Origin of the sequence: Streptomyces lothianensis (genome assembly GCF_047779955.1) — a bacterium.
Taxonomy (GTDB): domain Bacteria; phylum Actinomycetota; class Actinomycetes; order Streptomycetales; family Streptomycetaceae; genus Streptomyces.
On record NZ_JBLMKT010000022.1, the window covers coordinates 19426 to 44700 of the forward strand.

Consider the following 25275-nt stretch of genomic DNA (forward strand, 5'->3'; position numbering starts at 1 on the left):
CCTCGTACTACCCTCCCGTGGGCAGGTCGGTGCGCGGCGCGGTGCCCAGATGTACGCCCACGCGCTTGACCAGGAGCGTCATCTCGTAGGCCACCTGGCCGACATCGGAGTCCGCGTCGGAGAGCACCGCGAGCGCGCTGCCGTCGCCCGCTGCGGTGACGAACAGGAACGCGTCGTCGAGCTCCACGACCGTCTGGCGGACCCGGCCCGCCTCGAAGTGCCGGCCGACGCCCTTGGCCAGGCTGTGGAAGCCGGAGGCGACGGCGGCCAGGTGTTCGCTGTCCTCGCGGGTGAGCTGTTGCGAGACGCCGGTCGGCAGACCGTCGCCGGAGAGCACGAGCGCCTTGCGGATGCTGGCGACCCGGTCGACCAGATCGTCAAGGAGCCAGTTCAGCTCCCCTGACAAGCCGCTGCCTGCCTGCTGTGCTCCGGTCCTCGGTGTGGTCATCGGCCGTTCCCCTCGGGTGTGGTGCTTGGCGCGGCGTCTTCGGCCGCTGCCGGTTCGCCCGCCGAGGCTTCGGCGGTGGGCTGCTCGGCCGGATCCGCCGTGGCGGGCTGCGGACGGCCGGGGTCCTCGGCGGGTTCGTGTACGCCGGTCTCCACCCGGCCGCGCTGCCAGCCGCGCTGGAGCGAGGCCATCCGGCTGCGGACCTCGTCGGCATCGCGGTCGGCGGCGGGCGCCGTGCGCTCCGCCGCGGACCGCCTGGTGTCCGAGGTCTTCAACTGCGGCGCCAGGCTGGCCTGGCGGACGCGGCGGGGGAGGTTCTGGGTGGGACTGTCGAGGCCTCCGGTCGGAGGGTCGGCCACGGGGGCGGCCGTGGGGACCTGGACATCGGCCGTCCGGGAGGCCGCGGGTGACGGGCTGTCGGCCGCACCCGAGGGGGCGGAGCCCGGGCCGTCGGCTGCGCGGGAGGCGGCCGGGGGCGTTTCGCCGGTCCGGGTCGGGCTGTCGGCCGCGCGGGCGGTCTCGGGCGAGGAGTCGTCGCCGCGCGCGCCTCGCTCCGCCAGGGTGCGACCGTGCGAGCTGACCAGCTTGGGGGTACGGCGCCGGGGCAGCGGCACCAGGCTGTCGGCCGTACGGCGGGGGCCGCCATCGGGCCGTACCGCCTCGCCGCCCGACTCGCGTGCGTCGCGGGCCTGCTGGTGCTGCTCCCCCGTCGCCTCGGTCAGATGCCGGCGCGGCCGGAACAGGTCGCCGCGCTCGCTGTCCTCGTCGCCGATGTCCTGTGCCCCGCCGAGCGGACCGAGCACACCGCGGCCCGGTCCGGAGCCCCGCGCGCCGCGCAGGTCCTCCGGGCTCATCGGAGCCTCCAGTTCCACCGGTCCGTCGAGTACGTCGCCGTCCACGGGCAGCGGCAGCTGGGCGAGCCGCGCCTTGCGGTCGGCATCGCGCTCCATGGCTTCGAGATCGATCCGCAGCCCGGTCCCGTCGGTGTCCGAGTGGTCGGTCAGGAGCGTCTGGGGGATGAGGACGACCGCGGTGATCCCGCCGTACGGCGAGGGGGTGAGCGAGACCCGTACGCCTTGGCGCCGGGCGAGGCGGCTGACCACGAAGAGGCCGAGCCGGTCGGTGTCGGAGAGTTCGAACTCGGGGGTCTCGGCGAGCCGCTGGTTGGCCTCCAGGAGCGCTTCGGAGGTCATGCCGAGTCCGCGGTCGTGGATCTCCAGGGCGAAGCCGCTGCCGACGCGCTGTCCGACCACCTGGACGGCGGTGTGCGGCGGCGAGTAGACGGTGGCGTTCTCCAGGAGTTCCGCGACCAGGTGCGTGAGGTCGGAGACGGCCGGGCCCTGCGCGGCGATCCGCGGCAGGCGGCGCACCTCGATGCGCTCGTAGTCCTCGACCTCTGCGACGGCGGCACGGACCACGTCCATCAGCTGGACCGGCTTGCGCCACTGCCGGGAGGGCGCGGCGCCGGAGAGGATGACGAGGCCTTCGGCGTGGCGGCGCATGCGGGTGGTGAGGTGGTCGAGGCGGAAGAGGTCCTCGAGTTCGGCGGTGTCCTCGGTCCTGCGTTCCATGGTGTCGAGCAGGGTGAGCTGCTTGTGCAGCAGGACCTGGCTGCGGCGGGCCAGGTTCACGAACACGTCGGAGACGCCGCGCCGCATGTCGGCCTGTTTCACGGCCGCGTCGACGGCGGCGCGCTGCAGGGTGTTGAGGGCCTTGGCGACCTGGCCCATCTCGTCCTTGTCGTGTTCGAGGAGCGGGGCCTCGGTCTCGACGTCGACCGCCTCGCCCGCGGCGAGTCGGCGCATCACACCGGGCAGCCGGACGCCGGCCGCCTCGTGGGCGTCATCGCGCAGATGGACGAGGTCGCGGACCAGGCCGCGGCCGATGCGGATGGACATGACGACGGCGAAGACCAGGGCCAGCAGGCCGAAGAAGCCGACGAGGACGGCCTTGACGAGCACGCCGATCGCGACCGGCTCGACGCGTTCCTTGTAGCGGTCGCCCGCGGCCTTGGTCAGGGCGCCCACGTCGTCGAGAGCCCGGCCCGCGGCCGCGTCCCAGGCACGTGGCGTCAGGCCCTTCGGCTGGGTGTCACCGGCTCTGACCACGGACTTCTCCGCGTCGAGCAGCGGGGTGGCCGAGGCGCTGTCCCAGAAGCGTTCGAAGCGGTCCTGCTCGTCCTCGGGCAGCGATTCGAGGCCGCTCGCGTAGTACACCTCGCGTTGGGCGAGCAGCGCGGCGGCCTGGTGCCAGTCGTCCTTGCTGTAGTTCTCGGCGCGCAGCGCCCCGGCCATCACCGCGTCCTCGCGGGAGAGGGCCTCGCGGCCGCGGGCCAGGACAATCAGGGAGCGGGCCTGCCGGTCCATCTCCAGGTTGTCCATGGCGTGGGTGGCCATCAGGAAGCTGAAACAGGGGTCGATCAGGCGGGTGTACTGGCCGAGTGCCTCCTTGCGGCTGGCCTGGCCGCCGTCGACGGAGCGGCGCAGGGAGTCGAGGGAGTCGAAGGCCTCGATGATCGCGTCGAGCCGGCGGGCCGAGCCGTCGTCGAGGATGTCGCGGACATCCTCGTCGTTCGCCGCCGAACGGATCCGCTCGACCATCAGGTCGGTGGCCGCCCGCTTGCCGTCCAGCGTGCGGCGCTCCCGGCCGTTCTCCCGGTCCGCGAGATGGACCAGGGTCTGCCGGCGTTCCTCCTGGATGACCCGGATCGTGTCGTCCAGTGGGAAACCGATCTCGTCCACGATCGTTGCGACGTCGAGGAGTTGTACCGCTTCCCGGCCCGTGACGTACGTGCCGTACCCCCAGACGACGGTCAGCGACAGCAGCGGCACCAGGAGCAGCGCCACGATCTTCCGGCGGATGGACTTCCCGCGAAAGCGCATGGCCTCCCCCATAACGGCCCCCGGTTGAGGAGGCGCGACGTCAGAAACGGCGTGAGCCTACTACTGCCGCTCGAACAACTCGAAGGGGTGTCCGACCTCAACTCGCCCCCGTCCGGGCCCGGTCGGCGGCACCGCATACCGAGTTGTCCCTACTTACGGGCACATCACCACCCGGCATCAGGCGATCAGGGGCATCTGTTTCACGCCATTCAAGATCCGGTGTTGGCCGAATCTGCACGCTCACCGGGAATCTTTCGGGCCGCCCGTTCGTCCTTAGGATCGGGGACACAGGGGGCAGGTGACGTGCGAGACTGTGGAGTGAACCGGGTCAAATCCGGGCAGTCACAGAAGAGTCGGGCCCGGCAAGGAACGGATGCGCCCGGCCGCGGGGAGTGGGAGACGTGACCATGGGGACGGCGGGGACCCGGCGGCCGGGCCGGGAGCTGTGGGTGGAGGATCCGGTGGGGCGGCGCCGCATGCCCGATCCGGTGCGCACGGCCGCGGTGCGGGCGGTGCTTCTCGTTTCGCTGACGATGATCTCGACGATGGTGGCGTACTTCTGCAGCGTCACCGGATCGTCACTGGCCTTCCCGATGATGCTCGCCAGCGTCGGCGGCACCGTCGTGTCGACCTGGGGTGTGCTGGACGTGTGGGTCACGCGCCAGGTGTGGAACCAGCGCAATGGCGTGGTGTCGACCCCGCGCAGCACGGCGCGCAGACTCCGCCGGGAGCGGCGCCGGGCGCGTCGGCAGGCGCGGCGCGAGGGCCGGTCGTCTGCGCGGTCCCGACCTGCCACGCCGACGCAGACGCGGACACCGACGCCGACACGGGCGTCGGCGTCGGGGACTCAGCAGGCCGGGACGCACGGAGAGGTGGCCGGCGCGCGGGCGTGAGAGGCCGCGCGCCCGCGCGCCGCGTCGGGAGGACTGCCGCGCACTCATGCCGGAGCCGTGCGCGGCGGATGCCGTGCCGAGCGGGTCCGGTCAAACCTCGCTCCGGGCCCGGACCTGTGGAGTTCAGCCCGTCGTCTCCGCGGGGCGCTTGTACATCCGCGTGGCCGTGATCTCGCCGTGCACCGTCTCGCCTTCGGGGTCCTGCTGTGGCAGACCGGGGCGCAGATGCTCCTCGACACTGATGTACTTCAGGCCCGCCCGGAGATCGGCGTCGTTGCGCAGCCGGATCACCAGCGGGAACTCGGCGAGCGCGGTCGTGTCGAACAGGCCGGTGGTGTACAGGAGCTGCACGCCGAGCGCGTCGGAGACGGCGCGCTGCAGTTCCAGCAGGTACGTGGCGTTGGCGCGGCCGATCGGATTGTCGAGGAAGAGCGTGCCGGCGTGCCGGTGCCTGTCACGGCCGCGGTCGTTGCTGCGCAGGGCCGCCATCGTGCAGTACAGGGCGATCGCCGCGGTGAGCAGCTGGCCGCCGGAGAAGACATCGCCCATCTGTCCGACGGGCACCCGTTCGGCGCGCAGGACGGCGTCCGGCTTGAGGATCTCCACGGAGACGCCGCGCGGCTGCAGCGCCGCCTGGACTCCCCTGAGCAGCAGGGACATGCCGTCCCTGCTGAGGTCCGAGTTCTTCTTCACGGCGGCCCGGGTCGCGTCGTCGACGACCTCGCCGAGACGCTCGGTCAGGGTGGCCTGGTCGGGTTCCTCGAAGCGGATCCGCAGGAATTCCTGGCCCGACCACTCGCCGAGGCCTTCGGGCAGCCGGGAGAGCCGCTGGGCGGAGCGCAGCGTGGCGAGCGCGGTCTCGACGAGGCCGCGCAGCCGGTCGACGATGCTGTCGCGGTTGCGTTCGAGCTGCGCCAGTTCGTCGGTCAGGACGCGCAGCCGCGGCGCGAAGGCCTCGGCCCACTTCGCGGCGTGCTCGGGGAGCACGGCCGCGGGCAGTTCGCGGATCTGCTGGCGTGCGGGAGTGCGCACCTGCTCGTAGCGGGTGGCGTTGGCATGCCGTACGAGGACATCGCTCGCCTCGCGTACGGCGGCTTCGGCGGCGGACAGGTCGGTGGCGCAACCGCGCAGGGAACGCCGCGTCTCGGCGGCCGACTGCCGGGCCTCCTCGAGCGGTCCGGGGAACGGCTCCGGCTCGCCCTCCGCCTCGTCCGCAAAGTGGTGGTCACGCAGGAGGTCACGGAGCAGCGCGGCGGTCTCGTCGAAACCGCCCGCTCCGTCCTCGGCGGCCCGGTGGGCGGTGAGCAGGGCGGTATGCCGGTCCCGTGCGGCGCTCAACGCCTCGGTGCAGGAGGCGAGTTCGCCGGTCGCCGTGCGCAGGAGGCTCTGTGCCTGCTCGGCGTCCTTCGGGGTGCGGTCCTCGGGCAGTTCGGTGTGCGCCTCGCCGTCCTCGGGTGCGTGCCGTTCGGCCTCGCCGCGGAGCCGGCCGAGTTGCTCGCTCGCGGTGGAAGCGCGGATCTCCAGCATCTGCACGAGGGACTCGGCCCGGGCGGCCGCGGCCTGCCGGGAGGGTCCGTCGGCGCCGTCGGGGCCTTCGAGGAGGGCGGCGGCGCGGGTGCGGACCTTGTTGCTGAGCCGGTCGAGCTCGGCGAGCGCCGCCGATTCGTCGGACTCGGCGCGGGCCTGCTCGGCCCGCAGATCGGCGCCTACGCCGACCTTCTCGTACAGCTGGGAGGCCGCGCGGTAGGACTCGCGCAGCGCGGCGAGCGGCGCCTGGGGCGCCTCGGCGTCCAGAGGTACGTCCTCGGGAGCACCGGCGATCTCGGAGCGCTCGGCACGCAGGGCGCGCGCGGTACGGCGGGCGTCGTCGGCGGCGCGCTGGGCGGCGCGGCGGTCCTCGTCGGCGGCGCGGGCACGCTCCAGGCAGGCCTCGGCCTTCGCCTCCGACTCGGCCGCCTCATCGGCGAGTTCCCGCAGTCCGGCCTGCCAGCCGGCCCGCTCCCGCAGCCGGAAGGCGAGGCCCGCGAGGGCGTCGGCCACGCGGCGGGCGCGCTGGGCAGCGTCCTGCTTCTCGTCCCGTACGCGGGCGGCGTCGGCGGCTGCCTCGTCGGCCTCGGCGCGTGCGGTGCGTGCCTCGGTCAGCTCGGCCTCGGCCTCCGCGGCGAAGCTGCGGGCGGCGGTCGCGGCCTCGGCCAGCTCGGTGAGCCGGCCGGCCGGGCAGCCGGTGCGCCAGGAGGCGAGGCGTGCGGCGAGTTCTCGGTCCTTGCCGAGGCGGGCGGCCAGCGCCCGGATCTCCTCGTCCCGCTCGGTGGCGCGGGCGCGCAGGGCCTGCCGCTCCTGGTCGGCGGCCAGTTCGTCGTGCATGGCCGGGTTCGGCGGTACAAGGAAGACCTCGGATCCGCCCGCCGTTCCGTCCTGTTCGGCCGCAGTGGGCGCGAGCAGGGCGTTCGCGGTGCCGACGGCCACGGCGGAGCGCGGCAGCAGGGCGGCCGCGGCCAGGGCTTCGCGGGCGCGGGCGTGGGTGTCCGGGTCGGTGATCAGCACGCCGTCGACCAGTTCGGGGCGGGCGGCGAGCACCCGGGCATGGTCGGCGGGGTCGACGGCCTGGGCGAGGTAGCGCCAGCCGGGCAGTGCGGGGATGCCGTGCTCGCCGAGGTACTCGACGGTGGCGAGGACGTCGGGGCCGGGCGGCAGCAGCCCGCCGTCGCCGAGCGCGCCGAGGATGCGGGATTCGTCGGCGGCGGCGGTGCGCAGCTCGAAGAGCTGCCGCTCGGCCGCGGCCACAGTGGTGTCGAGCAGTTCCCTGAGGTCGTCGGCGCTCCGGTCGAGCTCGGCCGCGGTGAGAGGCCGGGATGCGGACGGGTGCGGTGCGCTCCCGGTGTCGGTGCCGTCCGTGCGCGGGTGCCCGCCGGCTCGGGTGTCCTCCTCGGCCCGGTCCACCGACGACGACACTCCGTCCGGCAGGCCGAGCAGTTCGGCCAGCCGCTCCTCGGCGGCGAGCGCGTCGACGGTGCGCAGTTCGGCCTCGTACGTCCGGTCCGCCGCCTCGGCGGCGTCGGCGGCCCGGGCGGCCGTCAGTTCGGCGCGGGTCTCGGCGGAGGCGGCCTCGCGTGCCCGGTCCGCCGTGACGCGGGCCGCCTCGCGGGCGGTGTCCCAGGCGGCGACGGTGCTCTTCTCGGCATCACTCGCGGCGAGCGCGGCCCGCGCCGGATCGGCATCGGGTGCGGTGTCGTCGAGCCAGCCGGCCCGTACCGCTTCGGCGGTCTCCTGTTCGACCTCGCTGAGCCGCTGCCGCAGATGCCCGATCTCGCTGCGGGCGCGCTGGGCGTCGGTGGCGGCGACGGTGGCATCGCGGTGCGCCGCCTCGCCGGCCTCCTGGAGGGCGGCGGAGCGCTCCTCCTGTTCGTTGGCGAGCTGCTCGGCGCTTTCCGCGGCGGTGTGCAGCGCCCGTACGAGATCGGCGGCGGCCTTCGCGCGGGCGGCGAGCGCGGGCGCGGCGTCCCGCTCGGCCTCACGGATCGCCGCGGCGACGCGGGCGGAGCGGTCGGCGGCCGCGCGGGAGCGCAGGACCGCCTCGGCGGCCTGCCAGGCGGCGTGCAGGGTGCGGGCGTCGGCGAGTTCGCGCTTCTGCGCGGCGGCGGCCTTCTCGGCCGCGGCAAGCGCGAGGGAGGCGTGCCGGTAGGCGAGCTCGGCGGCGATCAGGGCGCTCGTACCGCGGGCCTGTTCGGCCTCGGTGACCGCGTGCGCCGCGGCGGTGACCTCCTGGGCGAGCCCGGCGGCGCGGGCCCGCTCCTGTGCGGCGCGGGCGGAGAGCCGGCGGGCGAGCGTGCGGGTGCGGCGTTCGGCGGCCGTGTGCACTTCGCGCGCCCGGGTACGGGTGTCGGTGGCCTCGACGATGCGGCCGAGCAGCTCCACGGAGCCCGCCGTGAACTCCCGTTCGGCCATCAGCTCGGCGCGCCGCCCCAGCTTGTTGCCGAAGCCGCTGACCAGGTCGGCGAGGCCGTCCGTGTCTCGGGTGTCGGTGACCGCGCGGAGCAGCAGATCGGTGAAGTCGGAGTCCTTCTTGACCGCGAAGAGACCGGCGGCCTCGCCCTCGTCGGCGTTCATCTCGCGCTGGTAGCGGAAGAGTTCGGGGTCGAGGCCGAGCTCGCCGAGGTGCTCGTTCCAGCGGTCGTGGATCTCCTCCCAGTGCACTTCGAGGTGCGGATACGCCTTGCCCGCCTCGGTCAGCGCGTCGCGGAAGCCCTTCATGGTGCGCCGGCGGCCCCGGGCAGCGGAGGCGCCCTCGGCGACCGGGCGGACCGCAGTGGACTCGGCGACGGGCAGGTTGTCCAGGGAGAGACCGGGGCCGGGACGGAAGGAGTACCAGGCCTCGGCGAACTTCCGCGGGTCGTTGGAGACCTGACGGCCGCGCCATTCGCTCACCTTGCCGACGACCACGCACTCGCCGGTCAAGGTGTGCTGCCATTCCAGGGCCACATGACCGCAGTCGTCGGCGAGCAGGAACTTGCGCAGGACGCCGGAGCTGGCGCCGCCGAGGGTGTTGCGGTGGCCCGGGAGCATCACCGAGAAGATCAGCTTCAGCAGGACGGACTTGCCGCCGCCGTTCTCCAGGAAGAGCACACCGGCCGGTGCCGGGCGGCGCTGCGGCCCGGTCGGTTCCTCTGCGAAGAACTCCGCCTGCTGCGGCGCGGGATCGGGCACGGCCTCGCCCACCCCGCGCAGGTCAAGGACCGTGTCGGCATAGCGCGCACCGGCGGGGCCGATGGAGTAGAGGCGGACCCGGGACAGCTCGTACATGGCGGACTCTCGTAAGCGCGGTGGGCGGGATGGGTGGTCGGTGACGGAGGTGGCCGGGTGGCCACGTCCGTGGCTGAGGTGGCCGGGTTGGTGGCTGAGGTGGCCGGGTGGCCGGGTGGCCGCCTTGTGGCGGGCCGCGGGGGCTCAGGGGCCGTCGGCGTGGAAGGGGAGGCCCGCCCCCGCCACCAGCTCCAGGTCCTCGTCCGGCGTGGGCGCGGTCAGGCTCGCGGAGCCGTCGCTCACCGGGACGACACCCAGGTCGAGCAGCTCGGCCATCGCCGCGGATCCCGCCATGTCGCGCACCTGCAGCTGATAGCGCGGGGTGGTGCGGTACGTGCCTCCGGAGTCGTCCCCGGTGCGCTGCAGGAAACCGGAGTCGGTGAGGAACGCGGCGGCCTTGGAGACGATGCCGGTGGTCGAACCCGCGAGCCGCCGCGCGTCCTTGGTCGCGCCGGTGGAGCTGCGCCGCGCCCAGATCCGCCAGGCGGACTCCAGCCCGGGGGCCTCGGACGCGGGGTCGGTGTTCTCACCCGCCTCCTCGGCGCGCTCTTCGAGGCGCTGACAGGCCTGCCGTACGAAGGCGTCCACGCCGTTGACGGTGATCCGCCCGATGTACCCGTCGTCGGCCAGGTCCTCCGGGCGGGGGAAGGCAAGGGCGGCGAGCGCGAGATGGGCGAGTCCGTGCAGGAAGCGGTCGCCCGCGTCGGAGTTCGCACGCCGGGCGTAGTCACCCATCCGTACGGCGAACAGCGAGTCCTCGGCGGCGGTCACGGCCATGCCCGCGCGCGGGGAGACCTCCAGGACGACCAGGCCGAGCCCGCTGGCCACCGCGTCGGCGAGCCGGGCGAAGGGCGGGTCCTCGCGGTAGCGGCGCAGCAGTTCGGCGTATTCGGCGTCCCTGGCGGGCAGCAGCTTGGGTTGCAGCCCGAAGGAGACGAGGCGGGCGGCATCGGCCGCGTCGGCGGGGGTGACGGGCGCGGTCGCGGGGCGTGCTTCGGGCTCGCCCCAGGCGCCGGTCCCGCCGTCCATGTCGGTCACGGGCGGGGCTCCTTTGCGCGGGGGGTGCTGAGGTACGTAGCGAAGGCTCGGGGCGGGCCGTATGCGGGCGGCGCTCCGAAAGCGGCCGGCTGGTCGGATGCGCGGGGCGCGGCGGAAATGCGGGGCGCGCCAGATGCGCGGGGCGGGCCGGATACTCGGGTCAGGCCGTATGCGCGGGGCGCGGCGGCCCGTGGCGGGCCGGGTGCTCGTCTCACGCCGCCTCCGTCCGGTCCGCCGCCATGCCGGCGGCGTCAAGGAGTGCGGTGCCCACGATGAGGTCGGCGCCGCCGAACTCCGGGTCGTCGAGCCGGGTGCCGTCGTCCACGGCGAAGAGCAGCTTCGGCTCGCCCTGACGGTAGGCCGTGCCCACCGGCGGGCTCGCCGCGTGCACCGCGAGCAGGGCCACGAGGTAGGGCAGTTCGGGATCGATGCGGCGGGCGTCGTCGAGCAGCCCGGAGAGCCGGCGCGGCGCCTCGTGCTCCAGGTCGAGCAGTTCCATGGCGCGCGCGAGCTGCTCCTCGCTGAACCTGCTGTCGTCCGGCGTGGCGATCAACTCGGGCTCGGGCATCTCGGCGCCGAGGTGCTCCCGCTCCTGCGGCGGCGTGAGGAGTATGCCGACGAGGTCCCCGACCCGTACGGAGGTGGGGGTGCGCAGACCGGTGCCGCGCGTGAAGAACGCGTCCGTCACCCGGATCGCCTGCTCGACCGGGAGCGGCAGGACCGGCGCCACCAGCTGCCCGTACAGATCGAGCCCGACGCGCCCGGAGGGCGGTGCGAAGGCCTGGCGGTCCTGCTCGGCCCGGAACAGCGGCCCGGCTTCGAGCAGCCGGGACTGCAGCTGGGTGTGGCGGCGGATGCAGTCCTTGACGATGTCGACCAGCTCGGCGGCCCGCTGCTTGTGGTCCTGGTCCTCGGTCTCGTCCCGCGCTCTGCGGATGTTCGTCAGAATCGCGTTCTCGTGCCGGTAGCGGTCGGCGACATGGTCGAGCGCCTCGGCGATCATGTCCGGGACGGCTTCCAGCCAGTCGACGGCCCGCACATTGCGCCGGGTGGCGTCCAGGGAGCGGCGCAGGGTCTCCGAGTACTGCACGGTGCGGTAGCGGGCCTGCTCCGCGGCGAGCTGCGCGTCGGCGAGACGGCCCCGGCTGATGAGGACCTCCAGCTTCACCTCGGCGGCGATCTGCGCGCTGGTGACATCCGTGTCGAGGGCGCCGACGAGGACGTTGACCGCCTCGTCGGTCGTACGGAGATAGACCCCGCCGCCGTACCCCGGCACCTCTTCGACCAGCTTGAAGTCGTAGTCGCGGCGGACATAGCTGCCGTCGGGCGCGAACGTGCCGTAGACGGCGCGGAAGCCGCGGTCGACGCTGCCGACGTTGATCAGGTTCTCCAGGACCCAGCGGGCCACCCGCTCGTGCTCGGCGGCCGGCCGCTGCGGGGCCTGGGCGGCGATGCGCGGCAGGAGCCGGGCCACGATCTGCTCGTGGTCGGCGCCGGTGTCGAAGTCCATGTTCAGCGTGACCAGGTCGATCGCTGCGAGCGCCACCTCGGCCATGGCATAGACCGTGTACTCCCCGGCCAGGTTTGCCTTGCGCACGTCCAGGTCATGGAGCGGAGCGGTGCAGGCGAGCGCGCGCAGGCGCCGCGCCAGGCCCTCGTCGGCGGCCGGGCCCGGTGCCGGGGACGGATGGGTCTTCGCCGGGGCAGGAGCAGTCACGACGTAGAGATTAGGCGCTCGCACTGACAACGACCGAAACGGACCGCTTGCGGGTGCTTGTCCCCGAGGGCCACGAGGGGCCGAGGTGTGCCGCACCTCACAACGCGCGCCGCCCGGGGCCTCGCTCCGCCGCGTGTCCTCAGGTGTCCGGATGCCCGATCCGGCTCCGTACAACCGTCTGCATCTCGGTCTCCTCCGCCGGATCGGCGGCGAGCCGGCGCAGTTGCTCCACGACGCGGCTGTCGGCGGTCTCGGCGTGCCGCGCGGCGAGTTCGCGCGTCGTCTCCTCGCAGTCCCACAGGCATTCGACGGCGAAGCCGGCCGCGAAGGAGGGGTCGGTGGCGGCGAGGGCGACGGCCGCCCGTCCGCGCAGGTGGGAGGAGGCCGTCTCGCGGTAGACGTGGCGCAGAACGGGCGCGGCGCACCCGATGCCGAGCCGTCCCGTGCCGTCCACGAGCGTCCACAGGGTCGGCCCGTCGGGCCCCTCGGCCCGGACGGCCTCGCGCAGCGCGCCGAGCACCAGCGGCGCGTCCTGGGCGCCGCCGCGGCAGGCGAGCACCCGCCCGGCCGCGGCCCCGAGGGCGTCGGGCCGTCCGGCCCAGCGGCGGGCGCGTTCCAGCGCCTCGGGCCCGGCCATCCGCTCGAAGGCGTCGACGGCGGCCTCCGCCACGACCCTTGAGCCGTCGGCCAGGGCGGCCTCCACCAGATCGGGCACGGAGGGATCCCGTACGTCGGCGAGGTAGCGCAAGGCGGTGCAGCGCGCCCCGTCGGAGCCCGAGCGGGCCGCGGAGAGGATCTCCGGCAGGTCCTCGGGTCCGGCCACGGCGGCCAGACATCGGGCGGCGGGCACATGGCGGCCGCCGCCGCGCTCCATCGCCTCCTCGGCCCAGGCGAACACGGCATCGACGCTCCAGCCGGGGCGCGGGCCGGTGGGCCTGAGCTGCCGTTGCCACTGGTCGAAGGAACCGCGTTCGCCGGCCGCGCGCACCCGCGCGCCGACGGATTCACGCGGGTCCTCGGCCCACAGCCGCCACGGCCGCGGTTCGAAGGCGTCCCGTACGGCCGCCGACAGTTCGGCATCGCCCTCGGGGGTCTGCGGGAAGCGGGCGAGGACCGGCTCGGCCAGCGCGCGCAGGGCGCCGTCCTCGTCGCGCAGGGCGAGTTCGTCGAGCGCCCAGGCCCAGTTGGTGCCCTCGGCGGCATAGCGGCGCAGCAGCATCAGCGCGTCGTCGCGTCCGTACGAGGCGAGGTGGCCGAGCACGGCGAGCGCGAGCCCCGTACGGCACTCCTCGCCGTCGAGGACGTCCTCGGCGCAGAACAGGTGCCGGGCGATCTCGTCCAGCGGGCCGCGCAGGTCGAGGTAGAGCCGTGCGTAGTAGAGCGAGCGGTTCTCCACCTGCCAGTCGTGGCGGGGGTCGCCCAGGACACACCGGTCGAGGGCCGCGAGCGCTTCCTCGCGTGGGGCGGTGAGTGCGTGCAGCGTGCCGTCGCCGCGGCCTCGCTGGAGCAGGCCGAGCAGCGTGCCGCTGGGCGCTATGACCGTGTCGAACATGGGAAAAGCCTCACATCGAGCGTCGACGCAACAGGGGGGTGGACTGCTACCTGCCGGCGCGACAACACGTGTGGCTGCCCGTCGTCCGCTGCTTGCTGTAAGCCATCTTCCTCTGCCTCTCGGTCGGCGGCCCAAGGTATGGGCCGGTCACGGTCCGCGTGCTGCGGCATCTGCCCAGCAGTCGTGTCCGTGAATCACGACGTCATGATGGCCCAGCCGCTTCGGCCTGGTCGACCAGATTTCCGCTGATCGCCCGCCTGCCCCCGTAAACCCCGGATCCTCCGGGCTCCGGCCCCCGGAGCCATCGGCTCCGCCCCCGGGCCGTCTACGCGCCGAAGAGCTCCAGCAGATCGGCCTTGCCGAACATCCGGGCCGTGTCGACCGCCGAAGGGGTGCCCGCGGCCGGATCGGCGCCGCCGTCGAGCAGGGCCCTGATCACCTCGGTCTCGCCCTTGAAGACCGCGCCTGCCAGCGGCGTCTGTCCGCGGTCGTTGGCCCGGTCGGCGTCCGCGCCGCGTTCCAGGAGCACGCGCACCGCGGCGGGGTGGCCGTGGTAGGCGGCGAGCATCACCAGGGAGTCGCCCCGGTCGTTGGCGAGGTTCACCGGAACGCCGGCGTCCACGTAGGCGGCAAGGGTCTCGGTCTCGCCCTGGCGCGCCAGATCGAAGATCTTCGTGGCGAGCTCCACGACCTCCGGATCGGGTACTTGCGTCATGCGGCTCGACCTTTCGCTTCGGCGGCCAAGTGACTCGGCCGTAAGAGTGAATCGCCAGCGTACTGCCCGTCGCAGCACATGCGTGCCCCCGCCCGAGGCAAAGATCACCCCGGGCCCCGCAGTGGCCCGGCAACCGACCCCCGCCTCCGCAAGCAGCATGCATCCATATGAGGGAAATCAGCCAAATTTCACCCAGTTGCACCTTTTATCGTATGGATACATCCTGTGAGCCTGGAACAACTCATGGTGACTGTCCCCTCTACCAGGAGAAATCTCATGATCTTGTCCATCTCGGGTGTCGTACTGCTCGGAATCATCGTGTTCCTGTTCTTCCGCAAGGACGGACTCAAGGCCTCCCATGCGCTGGTCTGCGCACTCTTCGGCTTCTATCTCGCCGGCACCCAGATCGCACCGAGCATCACGGCCGGCGGCGAGAGCCTCGCCAGCCTCCTCGGCGGCATCAGCTTCTGAGTCCGCACCCGGTACACCCACCCGGTTCACAACGGATCACTACGGATCACAACTTCAGGAGTACGACGTGGCCAGGCGACCACTTCCGCGGATTCTGACCACCGGTTCCGCCTCTCTCACGCGAAGCCGGGAACTGGCCAGGACGGCAGCCGACAACGCCACGGACGTGCTCCATCCGTTGATCACCATCACCCGGGGACTGCGCCGCCTCGCCTCCGCAGGGCGGCGCAAGTGGACGGAGACACCCAAGGACCGCCGGGGTCCTCTCCTGTTCCTCGTCGCCTCGTGCCTCCTGGTCGTGGTCCTCGTCCCGTACGGCCCGCTGCTCGCCCTGGTCTCGCTCATGGCGGCGGCGGCCTGGACCGGCCGCGACCGCACGCCGGCGCAGCCCGACCAGGAGGACGAGGGCAGGATCCAGCGCCTGCAGACGCTCTACGAGGCGCTGGTCCCGTATCTCTCCGTCCCCGACGACCCGAGTCCGCTCTATGCGCACGGCGGCGAATGGGACAAGGCCTTCACCTCGCACGAGTTCGACGACAGCGGCCGTCTCAGCCGCCTCGTGCTGCGCTATCCCGCGTACTTCACCGACGGCGAGGCCCCGTCCCGGGCCCGCATCGAACAGGTGCTGCACGCGAAGGCGGGGCGCGGCCGCGAGTACCACTTCACATGGGACGAGGAGGGCAACGAGCTGACCGTGCGGGTGCTGCCTCCGCTGCCCACGGACATCGCCGCGCAGCGCTTCGTGACCACGCCCGGAGAGACGGTGCTCGGCTTCACGGACGAGAGCTCCGTCCAGCGCACCCTGCCCGTCACGGACGGCGAGGAGCAGCGGGACGTGCCGCCCGTGATCTGGCGCACCGGGCCCCGCTCGACCGAACCGCACCTCCTCGTCGTCGGCCAGCCGGGCAGCGGCACCACGAGCCTGATGCGCTCGATCGCCCTGCAGGCCCTGCGGCACGGCGACATCCTGATCGTCGAGGGCAGCGGCACCGGTGAGTACGCGTGCCTGACGGGACGCCACGGTGTGCTCGGCGTCGAGTGCGGGCTCGCCGGGGCGGCGGCCTGCCTGGAGTGGGCCGCGCACGAGACGGAGCGGCGACTGATCGCGGCGAACCGTGCCCGGCAGGCCGGGCAGCCCGCGCCCGAGGACACCCGGCGGCCGCTGTGGATCCTGCTCGACCGGCCGAGTGTGCTCGGGCATCTGGCCGCGGCGGACGGGCGCGACGATCCGCAGGCGCTGCTGCAGGTCCCGCTGAGGCACGGGCGGGCGGCGAGCGTCACGGTGGTCGTGGCCGACCAGTTCGACACGATGGACGCGCTGAGCGAGCCGGTGCGGCAGCACACCCGGGCGCGGGTGGTGCTCGGGGTGGCGTCCCCCGCGCAGATCGAGGCCGTGCTGGGGACGGCGCCGCACACCACGCCCACGCCCGATGTGCCGCCCGGGCGTGGGTATGCGCGCATGGGCCAGGGTCCTGTGCATCGGCTGCAGGTTCCGGCTACGCCGGATCCGTATGACGATGCGACAGGTGAGGCGCTGCGGCGCGCCGTGCTCGAGTTGTTGCCTGAGCGGGTGGCAGCTCAGGACGACTCGCTGAGTCCCAGCAACGTTTGAGTTCCGGCGTTTGAGTTCCGACGTTTGCGTTCCGACGTTTGCGTTCCGGGGGCACCTGCCCCCATGAAGCTTCGCCCCCAGCCCCCGTCTCGCGCGTGAACGCGCCCGTTCCCGAACGCCGGACGGGCTGACAGCACCCCCTACGCGACGAACGTCTGCGGCTGCAGCGCCCCGCCCCCGGCGCCGCCCTCCACCAGGCGGGCCGCCGCCGCGAGGCGGACGGCCGCCTCGTCCGCGACGGCGCCGCTCACGGTGAACGGCAGGCGTACGAAACCCTCGAAGGCGCCGTCCACGCCGAAGCGCGGCCCGGACGGTACGCGTACGCCGACCCGCTCCCCCACTTCCGCGAGCCGTGAGCCGGAGAGCCCGCCGGCCCGTACCCACAGGGTCAGCCCGCCCGCGGGGACCTCGAAGTCCCAGCCGGGCAGTTCGCGCCGGACCGCGGCGGCCAGGGCATCGCGGTTCTCCAGCGCCTGGGTCCGCCTGATCGCCACGGCCTCCTCCCAGCCGCCGGTGCTCATCAGCCAGTTGACGGCCAACTGCTCCACCACGGGCGTGCCGAGATCGGCGTACGCGCGGGCCGCGACCAGGGAGCGGATGACGTCCGGTGCCGCGCGTACCCATCCGATCCGCATGCCCGCCCAGAAGGCCTTGCTCGCCGAGCCGACCGTGATCACCGAGGATCCGGCCGGGTCGAAGGCGCACACCGGCCGAGGCATCTCGAAGCCGGGCTCCAGCCACAGCTCGGTCATCGTCTCGTCGACGACGAGGACGGTACCCGCGGAGCGTGCCGCGTCGACCAGCGCCCGCCGCTGGGCGTCGTCGGGCAGCGCGCCGGTCGGATTGTGGAAGTCGGCCACGACGTAGGCGAGCCGGGGCGCGGACTCGCGCAGCACCTGCCGCCAGCGCTCCAGGTCCCAGCCGCTCAGACCCTCCGCCATGGCGACGGGCACCAGGCGCGCGCCCGCCTCACGCATCAGCTGCAGGATGTTCGCGTACGAGGGTGACTCGACGGCGATGCGCTCGCCCCGGCCGGCGAACAGATGGCAGATGGCGTCGATCGCCCCCATCGCGCCGGTGGTCACCATGATCTGCTCGGGCATCGTGGGGATGCCGCGCTCGGTGTAGCGGTCGGCGATCATCTGGCGCAGGGCGGGCAGCCCGGCCGGGTAGTCGCCGTGCGTATGGGCGTACGGCGGCAGCTCCTCGAGAGCGCCCTGGACCGCACGGGTCAGCCACGGCTCGGGCGCGGGCAGGGCCGCGCAGCCGAGGTCGATCATCGAGCCGAGCGCCTCGGGCGGCAGGGGTTCGAGGCCGCGCGCGGGCAGCGGATTGCCCGCCGGTACGGCGGTCCAGCTCCCGGCGCCGCGGCGGGATTCGAGGAAGCCCTCGCCGCGCAGGGCCTCGTAGGCGGCGGCGACGGTGGTCCGGCTGACGTTGAGCGCCTGGGCCAGTTCCCGCTCGGCGGGCAGCCGCGCGGCGACCGGGACGCGGCCTTCGAGCACAAAGGTGCGGATGCCGTCCGCGAGCGCGCGGTAGGCGGGCGGGCGGCGGGAGCCGGGGCCCGCGGGGCGCACCTGCTGCGAGCTGATGAGCCGGGCGAGCTGTGTGGCTCCCACCGCCGAGGTCCACTGCGCCATGGAAACCAGTCCACCTTCCCCAAATTGGCCCTATCGACCTTCTTCCAGCAAGCCACAGAGTGTCACGTGCAGGCCTGTCCAGGCCACTCCCGCAGGGGACGAAGGCCATGGGGGAAGCTGTGGCCGGGGCATCCGATGCGACAACCGAGGGGGACACCTTGCAGCGCGGCATCCATCTGACCCGCCGCCTCATCCAGCTCTACGTGGGCCTCACCCTGTTCGGCGCGAGCTCCGCACTGCTGCTGCGCTCCGGTCTCGGCCTCGAACCGTGGAACGTCCTGCACCAAGGGCTGGCCGAGCGCACCGGCCTCACCATCGGTGTCGTCTCGATCATCGTCGGCGCGATCGTGCTGCTCCTGTGGATCCCGCTGAAGCAGCGGCCCGGGCTCGGCACGGTCTCGAACGTGTTCGTGGTGGGCCTCGCCATGGACGGCACCCTCGCCCTCGTACCCGATGCGCAGGGCTGGGTGCTCAGGACGCTCACGATGATCACCGGCATCGTGCTCAACGGGGTGGCCACCGGCCTGTACATCTCGGCCCGCTTCGGTCCGGGCCCGCGCGACGGCCTGATGACCGGGCTCAACGGGACGACCGGCTGGTCCATCCGGCTCGCCCGTACCTGCGTCGAGATCGCGGTGGTCGCCTCGGGCTTCCTGCTCGGCGGCACGGTCGGCATCGGCACCGTCGCGTACGCGCTGGCGATCGGGCCGCTCGCCCAGTTCTTCCTGCGCTTCTTCGCCATCCCGGATCCGGACCACGGCAGCAGGGTGGTCACCGCCGCGCCACGCGGACGGGCGATACTGCGGAGGTGACCGACGCGAGACGCCATCCGTACCTGGACGCCGCCGCCCCGCTCGCCTTCGCCCACCGGGGCGGGGCGGCGGACGGCCTGGAGAACACCGAGGCAGCCTTCCGCAGCGCCGTCGACTCCGGCTACCGCTACCTGGAGACGGATGTGCACGCCACGGCCGACGGGCGGCTCGTCGCCTTCCACGACGCCACGCTCGACCGGGTCACCGACACCCGCGGGGCGATCGCCGATCTGCGCTGGTCCGAGGTGCGCACGGCGCGGGTCGCCGGACACCAGCCGGTACCGCTCTTCGAGGACCTGCTCGAAGCCTTCCCCGAGGCGCGCTGGAACGTCGATGTGAAGGCGGAGCCCGCGCTGCGCCCGCTGCTCGACCTGATCCGCCGCACCGGCACCTGGGACCGGATCTGTGTCGGCTCCTTCTCGGAGGCGCGGGTCGCGCGCGCCCAGCGGCTCGCCGGACCGCGCCTCGCCACCTCGCTCGGCACCGCGGGGGTGCTGGCGCTGCGGCTGCGCTCGCTCGGGCTGCCGGTCCGCCCACGCCGTTCGGCCGTCGCCGCCCAGGTGCCCGAGACGCAGTCCGGGGTCCCGGTGGTCGACCGCCGCTTCGTCCGCACCGCCCACGCGCTGGGGCTGCAGGTGCACGTGTGGACGGTGAACGAGCGGGCGCGGATGGAACGGCTCCTCGACCTGGGAGTCGATGGCATCATGACCGATCACACGGGGACACTGATCGAGGTGCTCAAGGAGCGCGGGGCCTGGGCCTGAGCGCACCGAGGCGCCGCCTCGACCGGAACAGCGAGGGGGCGCGGTGGGGACCGACACCGTCACGGAGCGGGACGAGGGCGAAGGCGGAGGCGAGGGCGAGCGGCGCAGGCACGAACAGCGCGGCTGGTACTTCTACGACTGGGCCTGCTCGGTCTACTCGACCAGCGTGCTCACGGTGTTCCTCGGCCCGTATCTGACCGAGGTCGCCAAATCGGCGGCCGGTGCGGACGGGTTCGTGCACCCACTCGGGATCCCGGTGCGGGCCGGTTCCTTCTTCCCGTACGCGGTCTCGGCCTCGCTCGTCGTCGCACTGATCGCGATGCCGCTGGTCGGCGCGGCCGCCGACCGGACGGGCCGCAGGAAGCCGCTGCTCGCTGCCGCCGCCTACCTCGGCGCGGGGGCGACGGCGGCCATGTTCCTGCTCGACGGCGACCGCTATCTGCTCGGCGGGCTCCTCCTGGTGATCGCGAACGCCTCGTTCGCCGTGGCGATGGCGCTCTACAACGCGTACCTGCCGCAGATCGCCGCGCCCGAGGAACGCGATGCGGTCTCGGCGCGCGGCTGGGCCTTCGGCTATGCGGCCGGTGCGCTGGTCCTCGTCCTCAATCTGATCCTCTTCACCGCCCACGAGTCCTTCGGCGTCTCGGAGGGCACGGCGGTACGGATCTGCCTTGCCTCCGCGGGTGTGTGGTGGGGCGTGTTCACGCTCGTACCGCTCGCCCGCCTGCGGGACCGGCCCCGGGAACCGGCCGGACAGGCGCCCGCCGTGGGCGGCTGGCGCCAGTTGCGCGCCACCCTGAAGGACATGCGCGGGCGGCCGCTCACGCTGGCCTTCCTACTGGCGTATCTCGCCTACAACGACGGCGTGCAGACGGTCATCTCCCAGGCCTCGGTCTACGGTTCCGAGGAGCTCGGCCTCGGCCAGTCCACGCTCATCGTGGCGGTCCTGCTCGTCCAGCTCCTCGCGGTCGCCGGGGCACTGGCCATGGGGCGGCTCGCCCGGGTGCACGGTGCCAAGCGGACGATTCTCGGCTCGCTGGTCGTGTGGACGCTGATCCTCGGCGCGGGCTACTTCCTGCCCGCCGGTGCTCCCGTCTGGTTCTTCGTCCTCGCCTCCGGCATCGGTCTCGTCCTCGGCGGAACGCAGGCGCTCTCGCGCTCGCTGTTCTCGCACCTGGTGCCGCGGGGCAAGGAGGCCGAGTACTTCGCGGCATACGAGATGAGCGACCGGGGCATCAGCTGGCTGGGGCCGCTCATCTTCGGCCTGACGTACCAGGCCACGGGAAGTTACCGGGACGCGATCCTCTCGCTGGTCGCCTTCTTCGTGATCGGCTTCGTGCTCCTCGCACGCGTTCCGGTGCGGCGGGCCGTCGAGGAGGCCGGGAATCGGGTGCCGGAGAAGGTCTGAGCAAAGAAAGTCGGTGCGGACCTGGGGCGGATTTAGCGCCGGGCGGCAAAGGCCGGTAGTGTACGCCTTTGGCCTGCCGGGCGTACCGTTCCTTCACGCTAAAGAAACTGAAGCGTTGGGTGACATCTTCTGCCAGATGTGACAAACCGGACGATGGTGGGTAGAACAAGGGGCGGCTAAGACGGCGACGCGTGACCCGGAACGGGAATCTTTACCGCCGACCGGACGTTGACCGGATGACGACGACAGCGACACCTGTCCTGTGGGCGACTAGCCCGGGAGGCACGATTCATGAGTGAGCGAGCTCTTCGCGGCACGCGCCTCGTGGTGACCAGCTACGAGACCGACCGCGGCATCGACCTGGCCCCGCGCCAGGCGGTGGAGTACGCATGCGACAACGGACATCGCTTTGAGATGCCGTTCTCGGTGGAGGCGGAGATCCCGCCGGAGTGGGAGTGCAAGGTCTGTGGGGCCCAGGCACTCCTGGTGGACGGCGACGGCCCTGAGGAGAAGAAGGGCAAGCCCGCACGTACGCATTGGGACATGCTCATGGAGCGGCGTACGCGTGAGGAGCTGGAGGAGGTCCTGGCCGAGCGCCTGGCCGTTCTTCGCTCCGGGACCATGAATATTGCTGTGCATCCGCGGGACAGCCGTAAGTCGGCGTAGCGCGCGAGGCACGGTTGGTAAGACTGGGCCGGGGCCCGGACACTTGGTGTCCGGGCCCCGGCCCAGTTCTGCGCTCTTCGCTGCGGGTGGGTGGGCGCCGCCTATCGCGCTTCCCCGCACCGGGGTGCCCCTGTGCCCACCCTCCCCAAGCTCTCGGCTTCGCTCGAGCAGGGGAGACCCCACTGAGCAGGGGAGACCCACAGCTAGGTGGGGGGAATCTCGTCGCGTCCCGCACGCTCATCGCGCGGAGCTTCGTCGCGGATCACCTCGCCCTGGACGATCTTGCCGTCCGGGCGGTGGATGCGGGACTGCTGGAAGGCGTTCTCGAAGCTGCCGGGGCTCGCCCCGGCCATCCGCTTCTCGAAGGACTTCCCCGCCCGCTTCGCCACCGTCTTGCGCACCGGCGGCAGCAGACAGACCAGCCCGGCCACGTCCGAGAGCAGCCCGGGCATGATCAGCAGCAGCCCGCCGAGCATCGTCAGGCCGTTGCCCCGGCCGGACTGCGCCGGCGGCGCCTTGGGCGCCTCACCCGCTGCCGCGGCTGCCTGCGCCTGTTGCAGGGTCTCGCTCAGGCTGCGGAACGCACGGCGACCGGCCCGCTTGATCACCACAGCGCCGAGCATGACACCGGCCAAGAGCAGCAGGAGGACCACGAAGCCGCTGGTGGCCTGCGCCACCTGCATCAGCAGCCAGATCTCCAGGACCAGCCAGGCGGCGATCCCGAGCGGCAGATACCGGCGCAGCTTCGAGCGACCGGCAGGGCGGGCGCCCGGGCGTTGGGTCGGAGGCGTCGTCATGTCTCCAGTGTGCCGTGTGCCGCATCCGTACGGCGTAAGCGGGACATCAGCGATCCCGGCGGGGAGGCCGGCGCCCCTCGGCCGGGAGGCGAGGAGGAGCCGGCCGGGGTCAGGGGGCCGGCCGTTCAGCGTCGCCTGCGGCCCAGGATCTTGCCGGACCGTTCGGCCACACCCCAGGCCGTGACCCGCCAGAGCGCCTCGACCAGGATGTCGCGGCTCATCTTGGAGTCGCCCAGCTCGCGCTCGACGAAGGTGATCGGCACCTCGACCACATGGAAGCCGGCCCGCACCGCGCGCCGGGCGAGGTCGACCTGGAAGCAGTAGCCCTGGGAGGCCACGTCGGCCAGGCCCAGGCCCTGCAGCGTCTCCTTGCGGAAGGCGCGGAAGCCGCCCGTGACGTCGCGGATCGGCACGTCCAGCATGAGCCGCGAGTACATGGAGCCGCCCCGGGAGATGAACTCGCGGGACTTGGGCCAGTTGACCACCCGGCCGCCCGGCACCCAGCGCGAGCCGAGCACGAGGTCCGCGCCCTTGAGCGCCGTGAGCAGCCGGGGCAGCTCCTCGGGCTTGTGCGAGCCGTCGGCGTCCATCTCCACAAGCACGCCGTAGCCGTTCTCGACGCCCCAGTCGAAGCCCGCCAGGTACGCGGCGCCGAGGCCCTCCTTGCCGGTGCGGTGCAGCACGTGGACGTGATCGTCCTCGGCGGCCAGCTCGTCGGCGAGCTTGCCGGTGCCGTCGGGGCTGTTGTCGTCCGCGACCAGGATGTGCGCCTCGGGCACGGCGGCGCGTACGCGGGCCGCGATCGGCTTGATGTTCTCGGCCTCGTTGTACGTCGGGATGATCACCAACGTGGTGCCGAGCGGGCCGTACTCCCGCTGACCGCCGTCCTTCACTGCGTGCCCCTTAATTCCACAAACGGATGCTCCACCATAGTGCGGCCCACGCCGGAAGCCGCAGGCACGGGGCGCAGGAGTCCTGCCGAAAGGCCGTGGAGAAGGGTGGAACCGGTGCGGGACCGGGACCCGGTGCCCTTCGGGCCGACCTGGGACCCGCTGGCTGCGAGCCGACGACAGGCCGTTGTCTACTGAGCATCCGGGCCCCACCCGGGTCGCACCTGTCCGGCCGGGCGGTACCTGCGTCCGCCCCCGAGGCGCGGTCGCTGGGCCTGGCTCCCAGTGGCGGGGTGCCGGTGCGGCACTCCGCCCCCATGACCCAGCCGCGCTCGACGACTGCGTGGAGGTGGCCCCGCCGGACGTCCTGTGGTGGACCCGGCCGAAACTACCCGCCCCACGCGGCCGTCTGTCAACACAGCTGCCACCTGCGGCGATTCGCCATGCGGGCAGCTCAGGGCCGTGATCACGGGCCCGAGCGGCGCCTTGCTCCGCCACCGGAACACCCCGCGCCACACCGGACCGTCACCCATTGGGCCGCACGAACACCGTCCTGCCGCCGACCACGGTCTCCAGACAGACCGGCAGTTCGACGGACGGGGTGAGATCGGGCAGGCCCGGGGTGCCGGAGCGGGGGTCGGTGGACCAGCGGGCGACGCGGTCGTCGGGTGCCTGGACGATGAGTTCGCCGGTGTGCCAGATCGCGAAGTCGGCGGGGGCGCCGGGCACCAGCGTCCCGGCGTCGTCGCGGCCGATCGCGCGCCAGCCGCCGCGGGTGTGCGCGGTGAACGCGGCGCGTACGGAGACGCGGTGCTCGGGTGTGCGGTGGAAGGCGGCGGCACGGACCGTGCCCCAGGGGTCGAGCGGGGTGACGGGGCTGTCGGAGCCGAAGGCGAGCGGGACGCCCGAACGCAGCAGCGCCGCGTAGGGGTTGAGGGTGCGGGCCCGCTCGGCGCCGAGCCGCTCGGCGTACATGCCGTCCTCGCCGCCCCACAGGGCGTCGAAGGCGGGCTGCACGGAGGCGGTGAGGCCGAGTTCGGCGAAGGCGGCGACGGTCTCGGGGCTGAGCATCTCGGCGTGCTCGACGCGGTGCCGGCCGGCGCGTACCCGGGCGAGGCCCAGCTTGTCGGCGGCGGTGCGCATCCCGGCGACGACGGTGGCCACGGCTGCGTCGCCGATGGCGTGGAAGCCGGCCTGGATGCCCGCCTCGGTACAGGCCACGACGTGCAGGGCGACGGCGGCCTCGTCGAGGTAGCCGGTGCCGGTGTGGGCGGCGTCCGCGTATGGCTCGTGCAGGCAGGCGGTGTGCGAACCGAGCGCTCCGTCGACGAACAGGTCGCCCGCGGCGCCCAGCGCGCCCAGATCGCGGATGCGGTCGGCGTCGGCGGCGGATTCCAGGGCCTCGGCCCAGTAGCCGGTGACGCGCGGGCCCGGTTCTTCGGCGGCGAGGGCGAGCAGGCCGGTGAGGTCGTCCTCGCCGGAGATGTCCGGGCCCGCGCACTCGTGCACCGAGCCGATACCGAGCGAGGCGGCCTGCCGCAGGGCCGCCCGCTGGGCCTCCTTGCGCTGCACGGGGGTGATCGCGCCGTGGGCCGCGCGGCGTACCGCGTGGTGGGCGTCCTTGGTGAGCGGGGCGTCGGCGGCGAAGCCGGGCAGCTCGCGGATGCCGGGCACGAGGTCGAGGAGGGCGGTGGTGGCGACGGCCGAGTGGACGTCGATCCGGCTCAGGTAGAGCGGCCGGCCGCCGGTCGCCTCGTCGAGTTCGGCGCGGCGCGGGGCGCGGCGCTCGGGCCAGCGGGCGGCGTCCCAGCCGTGGCCGAGCAGGACCCGGTCGTCCGGGTGCCGGGCGCTGTGCTCCCGTACCCGGTCGAGCGCCTCGGGCAGGCTGCGGGCGCCGCTCAGGTCGAGTCCGGTGAGGGCGAGGCCGGTCGAGGTGGTGTGCACGTGCGCATCGGTGAACGCCGGTGTGACCAGTGCTCCGTGTAGGTCCCGTACCTCTTCGACGCCCTCCGCGAAGGCGTCGGCCGCACCTTCGGAACCGACCCAGGCGACCTGACCGCGCTCCACGACCATGGCGGTCGCGAAGGGGTCGGCGGGACTGTGGACCTCACCGCCGCGCAGCAGTACGGTGCGGTGGCCCGGGGCGCTGGGATTGCTCTCGCTCATGGGA

18 protein-coding genes are annotated in these 25275 nt (G+C 73.1%); 7 read left to right on the forward strand and 11 right to left on the reverse strand.

What is annotated here, in order from left to right; all coding sequences use genetic code 11:
• Positions 1 to 7: 7 nt before the first annotated feature.
• Both ACLF6P_RS05245 and ACLF6P_RS05250 read right to left on the reverse strand, forming a co-directional pair.
• The gene (locus tag ACLF6P_RS05245; protein ID WP_415948444.1) at positions 8 to 448 is read right to left on the reverse strand and encodes a roadblock/LC7 domain-containing protein; all 441 of its coding nucleotides are present in this window, start codon (positions 446 to 448) and stop codon (positions 8 to 10) included.
• The gene (locus ACLF6P_RS05250) at positions 445 to 3330 is read right to left on the reverse strand and encodes a sensor histidine kinase (RefSeq protein ID WP_415948445.1); all 2886 of its coding nucleotides are present in this window, start codon (positions 3328 to 3330) and stop codon (positions 445 to 447) included. The genes ACLF6P_RS05245 and ACLF6P_RS05250 overlap by 4 nt, the downstream gene beginning before the upstream one ends.
• A 407-nt stretch (positions 3331 to 3737) precedes the next feature.
• On the opposite strand from ACLF6P_RS05250, the gene ACLF6P_RS05255 reads away from it, so the two are divergent.
• A complete protein-coding gene (locus ACLF6P_RS05255) occupies positions 3738 to 4223 on the forward strand; it encodes a hypothetical protein (protein ID WP_415948628.1) in 486 nt (161 codons plus the stop codon).
• 123 nt (positions 4224 to 4346) lie between these two features.
• Here the strand turns inward: ACLF6P_RS05255 and ACLF6P_RS05260 are convergent, their stop codons facing one another.
• The 5 genes from ACLF6P_RS05260 to ACLF6P_RS05280 all read right to left on the reverse strand — a co-directional run bounded on the left by ACLF6P_RS05260 (position 4347) and on the right by ACLF6P_RS05280 (position 14045).
• Positions 4347 to 9023, reverse strand: a complete 4677-nt coding sequence (locus ACLF6P_RS05260) for a coiled-coil domain-containing protein (RefSeq protein WP_415948447.1) — start codon at positions 9021 to 9023, stop codon at positions 4347 to 4349.
• Positions 9024 to 9167: 144 nt separating this feature from the next.
• Complete coding sequence (locus ACLF6P_RS05265; protein WP_415948629.1) at positions 9168 to 10052, reverse strand: hypothetical protein; 885 nt, start codon at positions 10050 to 10052, stop codon at positions 9168 to 9170.
• Positions 10053 to 10272: 220 nt separating this feature from the next.
• Positions 10273 to 11778, reverse strand: coding sequence for a hypothetical protein (locus ACLF6P_RS05270; RefSeq protein WP_415948448.1), 1506 nt, complete (start codon positions 11776 to 11778; stop codon positions 10273 to 10275).
• Between the two features lie 139 nt (positions 11779 to 11917).
• Positions 11918 to 13330, reverse strand: coding sequence for a HEAT repeat domain-containing protein (locus ACLF6P_RS05275; protein WP_415948450.1), 1413 nt, complete (start codon positions 13328 to 13330; stop codon positions 11918 to 11920).
• A gap of 325 nt (positions 13331 to 13655) precedes the next feature.
• The gene (locus tag ACLF6P_RS05280) at positions 13656 to 14045 is read right to left on the reverse strand and encodes an ankyrin repeat domain-containing protein (protein WP_415948451.1); all 390 of its coding nucleotides are present in this window, start codon (positions 14043 to 14045) and stop codon (positions 13656 to 13658) included.
• A 276-nt stretch (positions 14046 to 14321) separates the two neighbouring features.
• Between ACLF6P_RS05280 and ACLF6P_RS05285 the strand changes: the two genes are divergently transcribed.
• Both ACLF6P_RS05285 and ACLF6P_RS05290 read left to right on the forward strand, forming a co-directional pair.
• Positions 14322 to 14516, forward strand: a complete 195-nt coding sequence (locus ACLF6P_RS05285; protein WP_415948453.1) for a hypothetical protein — start codon at positions 14322 to 14324, stop codon at positions 14514 to 14516.
• 67 nt (positions 14517 to 14583) lie between these two features.
• Entirely contained in the window at positions 14584 to 16128 is a 1545-nt protein-coding gene (locus ACLF6P_RS05290) for a hypothetical protein (protein WP_415948454.1), read from the forward strand.
• 140 nt (positions 16129 to 16268) lie between these two features.
• Here ACLF6P_RS05290 and ACLF6P_RS05295 read toward each other — a convergent pair whose 3' ends face one another.
• The gene (locus tag ACLF6P_RS05295; RefSeq protein WP_415948456.1) at positions 16269 to 17768 is read right to left on the reverse strand and encodes an SCO1417 family PLP biosynthesis transcription factor; all 1500 of its coding nucleotides are present in this window, start codon (positions 17766 to 17768) and stop codon (positions 16269 to 16271) included.
• A 107-nt stretch (positions 17769 to 17875) separates the two neighbouring features.
• On the opposite strand from ACLF6P_RS05295, the gene yczE reads away from it, so the two are divergent.
• From yczE to ACLF6P_RS05315, 4 genes are all read left to right on the forward strand, one after another.
• Complete coding sequence (gene yczE / locus ACLF6P_RS05300; protein WP_415948457.1) at positions 17876 to 18580, forward strand: membrane protein YczE; 705 nt, start codon at positions 17876 to 17878, stop codon at positions 18578 to 18580.
• The gene (locus ACLF6P_RS05305; protein WP_415948458.1) at positions 18577 to 19344 is read left to right on the forward strand and encodes a glycerophosphodiester phosphodiesterase; all 768 of its coding nucleotides are present in this window, start codon (positions 18577 to 18579) and stop codon (positions 19342 to 19344) included. Before yczE ends, ACLF6P_RS05305 begins: the two co-directional genes overlap by 4 nt.
• Before the next feature lie 43 nt (positions 19345 to 19387).
• Positions 19388 to 20752: an MFS transporter gene (locus tag ACLF6P_RS05310; protein WP_415948459.1), complete on the forward strand. Its 1365-nt coding sequence runs from the start codon at positions 19388 to 19390 to the stop codon at positions 20750 to 20752.
• Positions 20753 to 21043: 291 nt separating this feature from the next.
• Positions 21044 to 21418, forward strand: a complete 375-nt coding sequence (locus ACLF6P_RS05315) for an RNA polymerase-binding protein RbpA (protein WP_415948461.1) — start codon at positions 21044 to 21046, stop codon at positions 21416 to 21418.
• A gap of 203 nt (positions 21419 to 21621) precedes the next feature.
• On the opposite strand, the gene fxsA is transcribed toward ACLF6P_RS05315, so the two are convergent.
• The 3 genes from fxsA to ACLF6P_RS05330 form a co-directional block, all read right to left on the reverse strand.
• Positions 21622 to 22215: an FxsA family membrane protein gene (gene fxsA / locus ACLF6P_RS05320; protein WP_415948462.1), complete on the reverse strand. Its 594-nt coding sequence runs from the start codon at positions 22213 to 22215 to the stop codon at positions 21622 to 21624.
• 125 nt (positions 22216 to 22340) lie between these two features.
• On the reverse strand, positions 22341 to 23108 hold the full coding sequence (locus tag ACLF6P_RS05325) for a polyprenol monophosphomannose synthase (RefSeq protein ID WP_415948464.1): 768 nt from the start codon (positions 23106 to 23108) through the stop codon (positions 22341 to 22343).
• A 522-nt stretch (positions 23109 to 23630) separates the two neighbouring features.
• Complete coding sequence (locus ACLF6P_RS05330) at positions 23631 to 25271, reverse strand: amidohydrolase (RefSeq protein WP_415948466.1); 1641 nt, start codon at positions 25269 to 25271, stop codon at positions 23631 to 23633.
• Between the last annotated feature and the right edge of the window lie 4 nt (positions 25272 to 25275).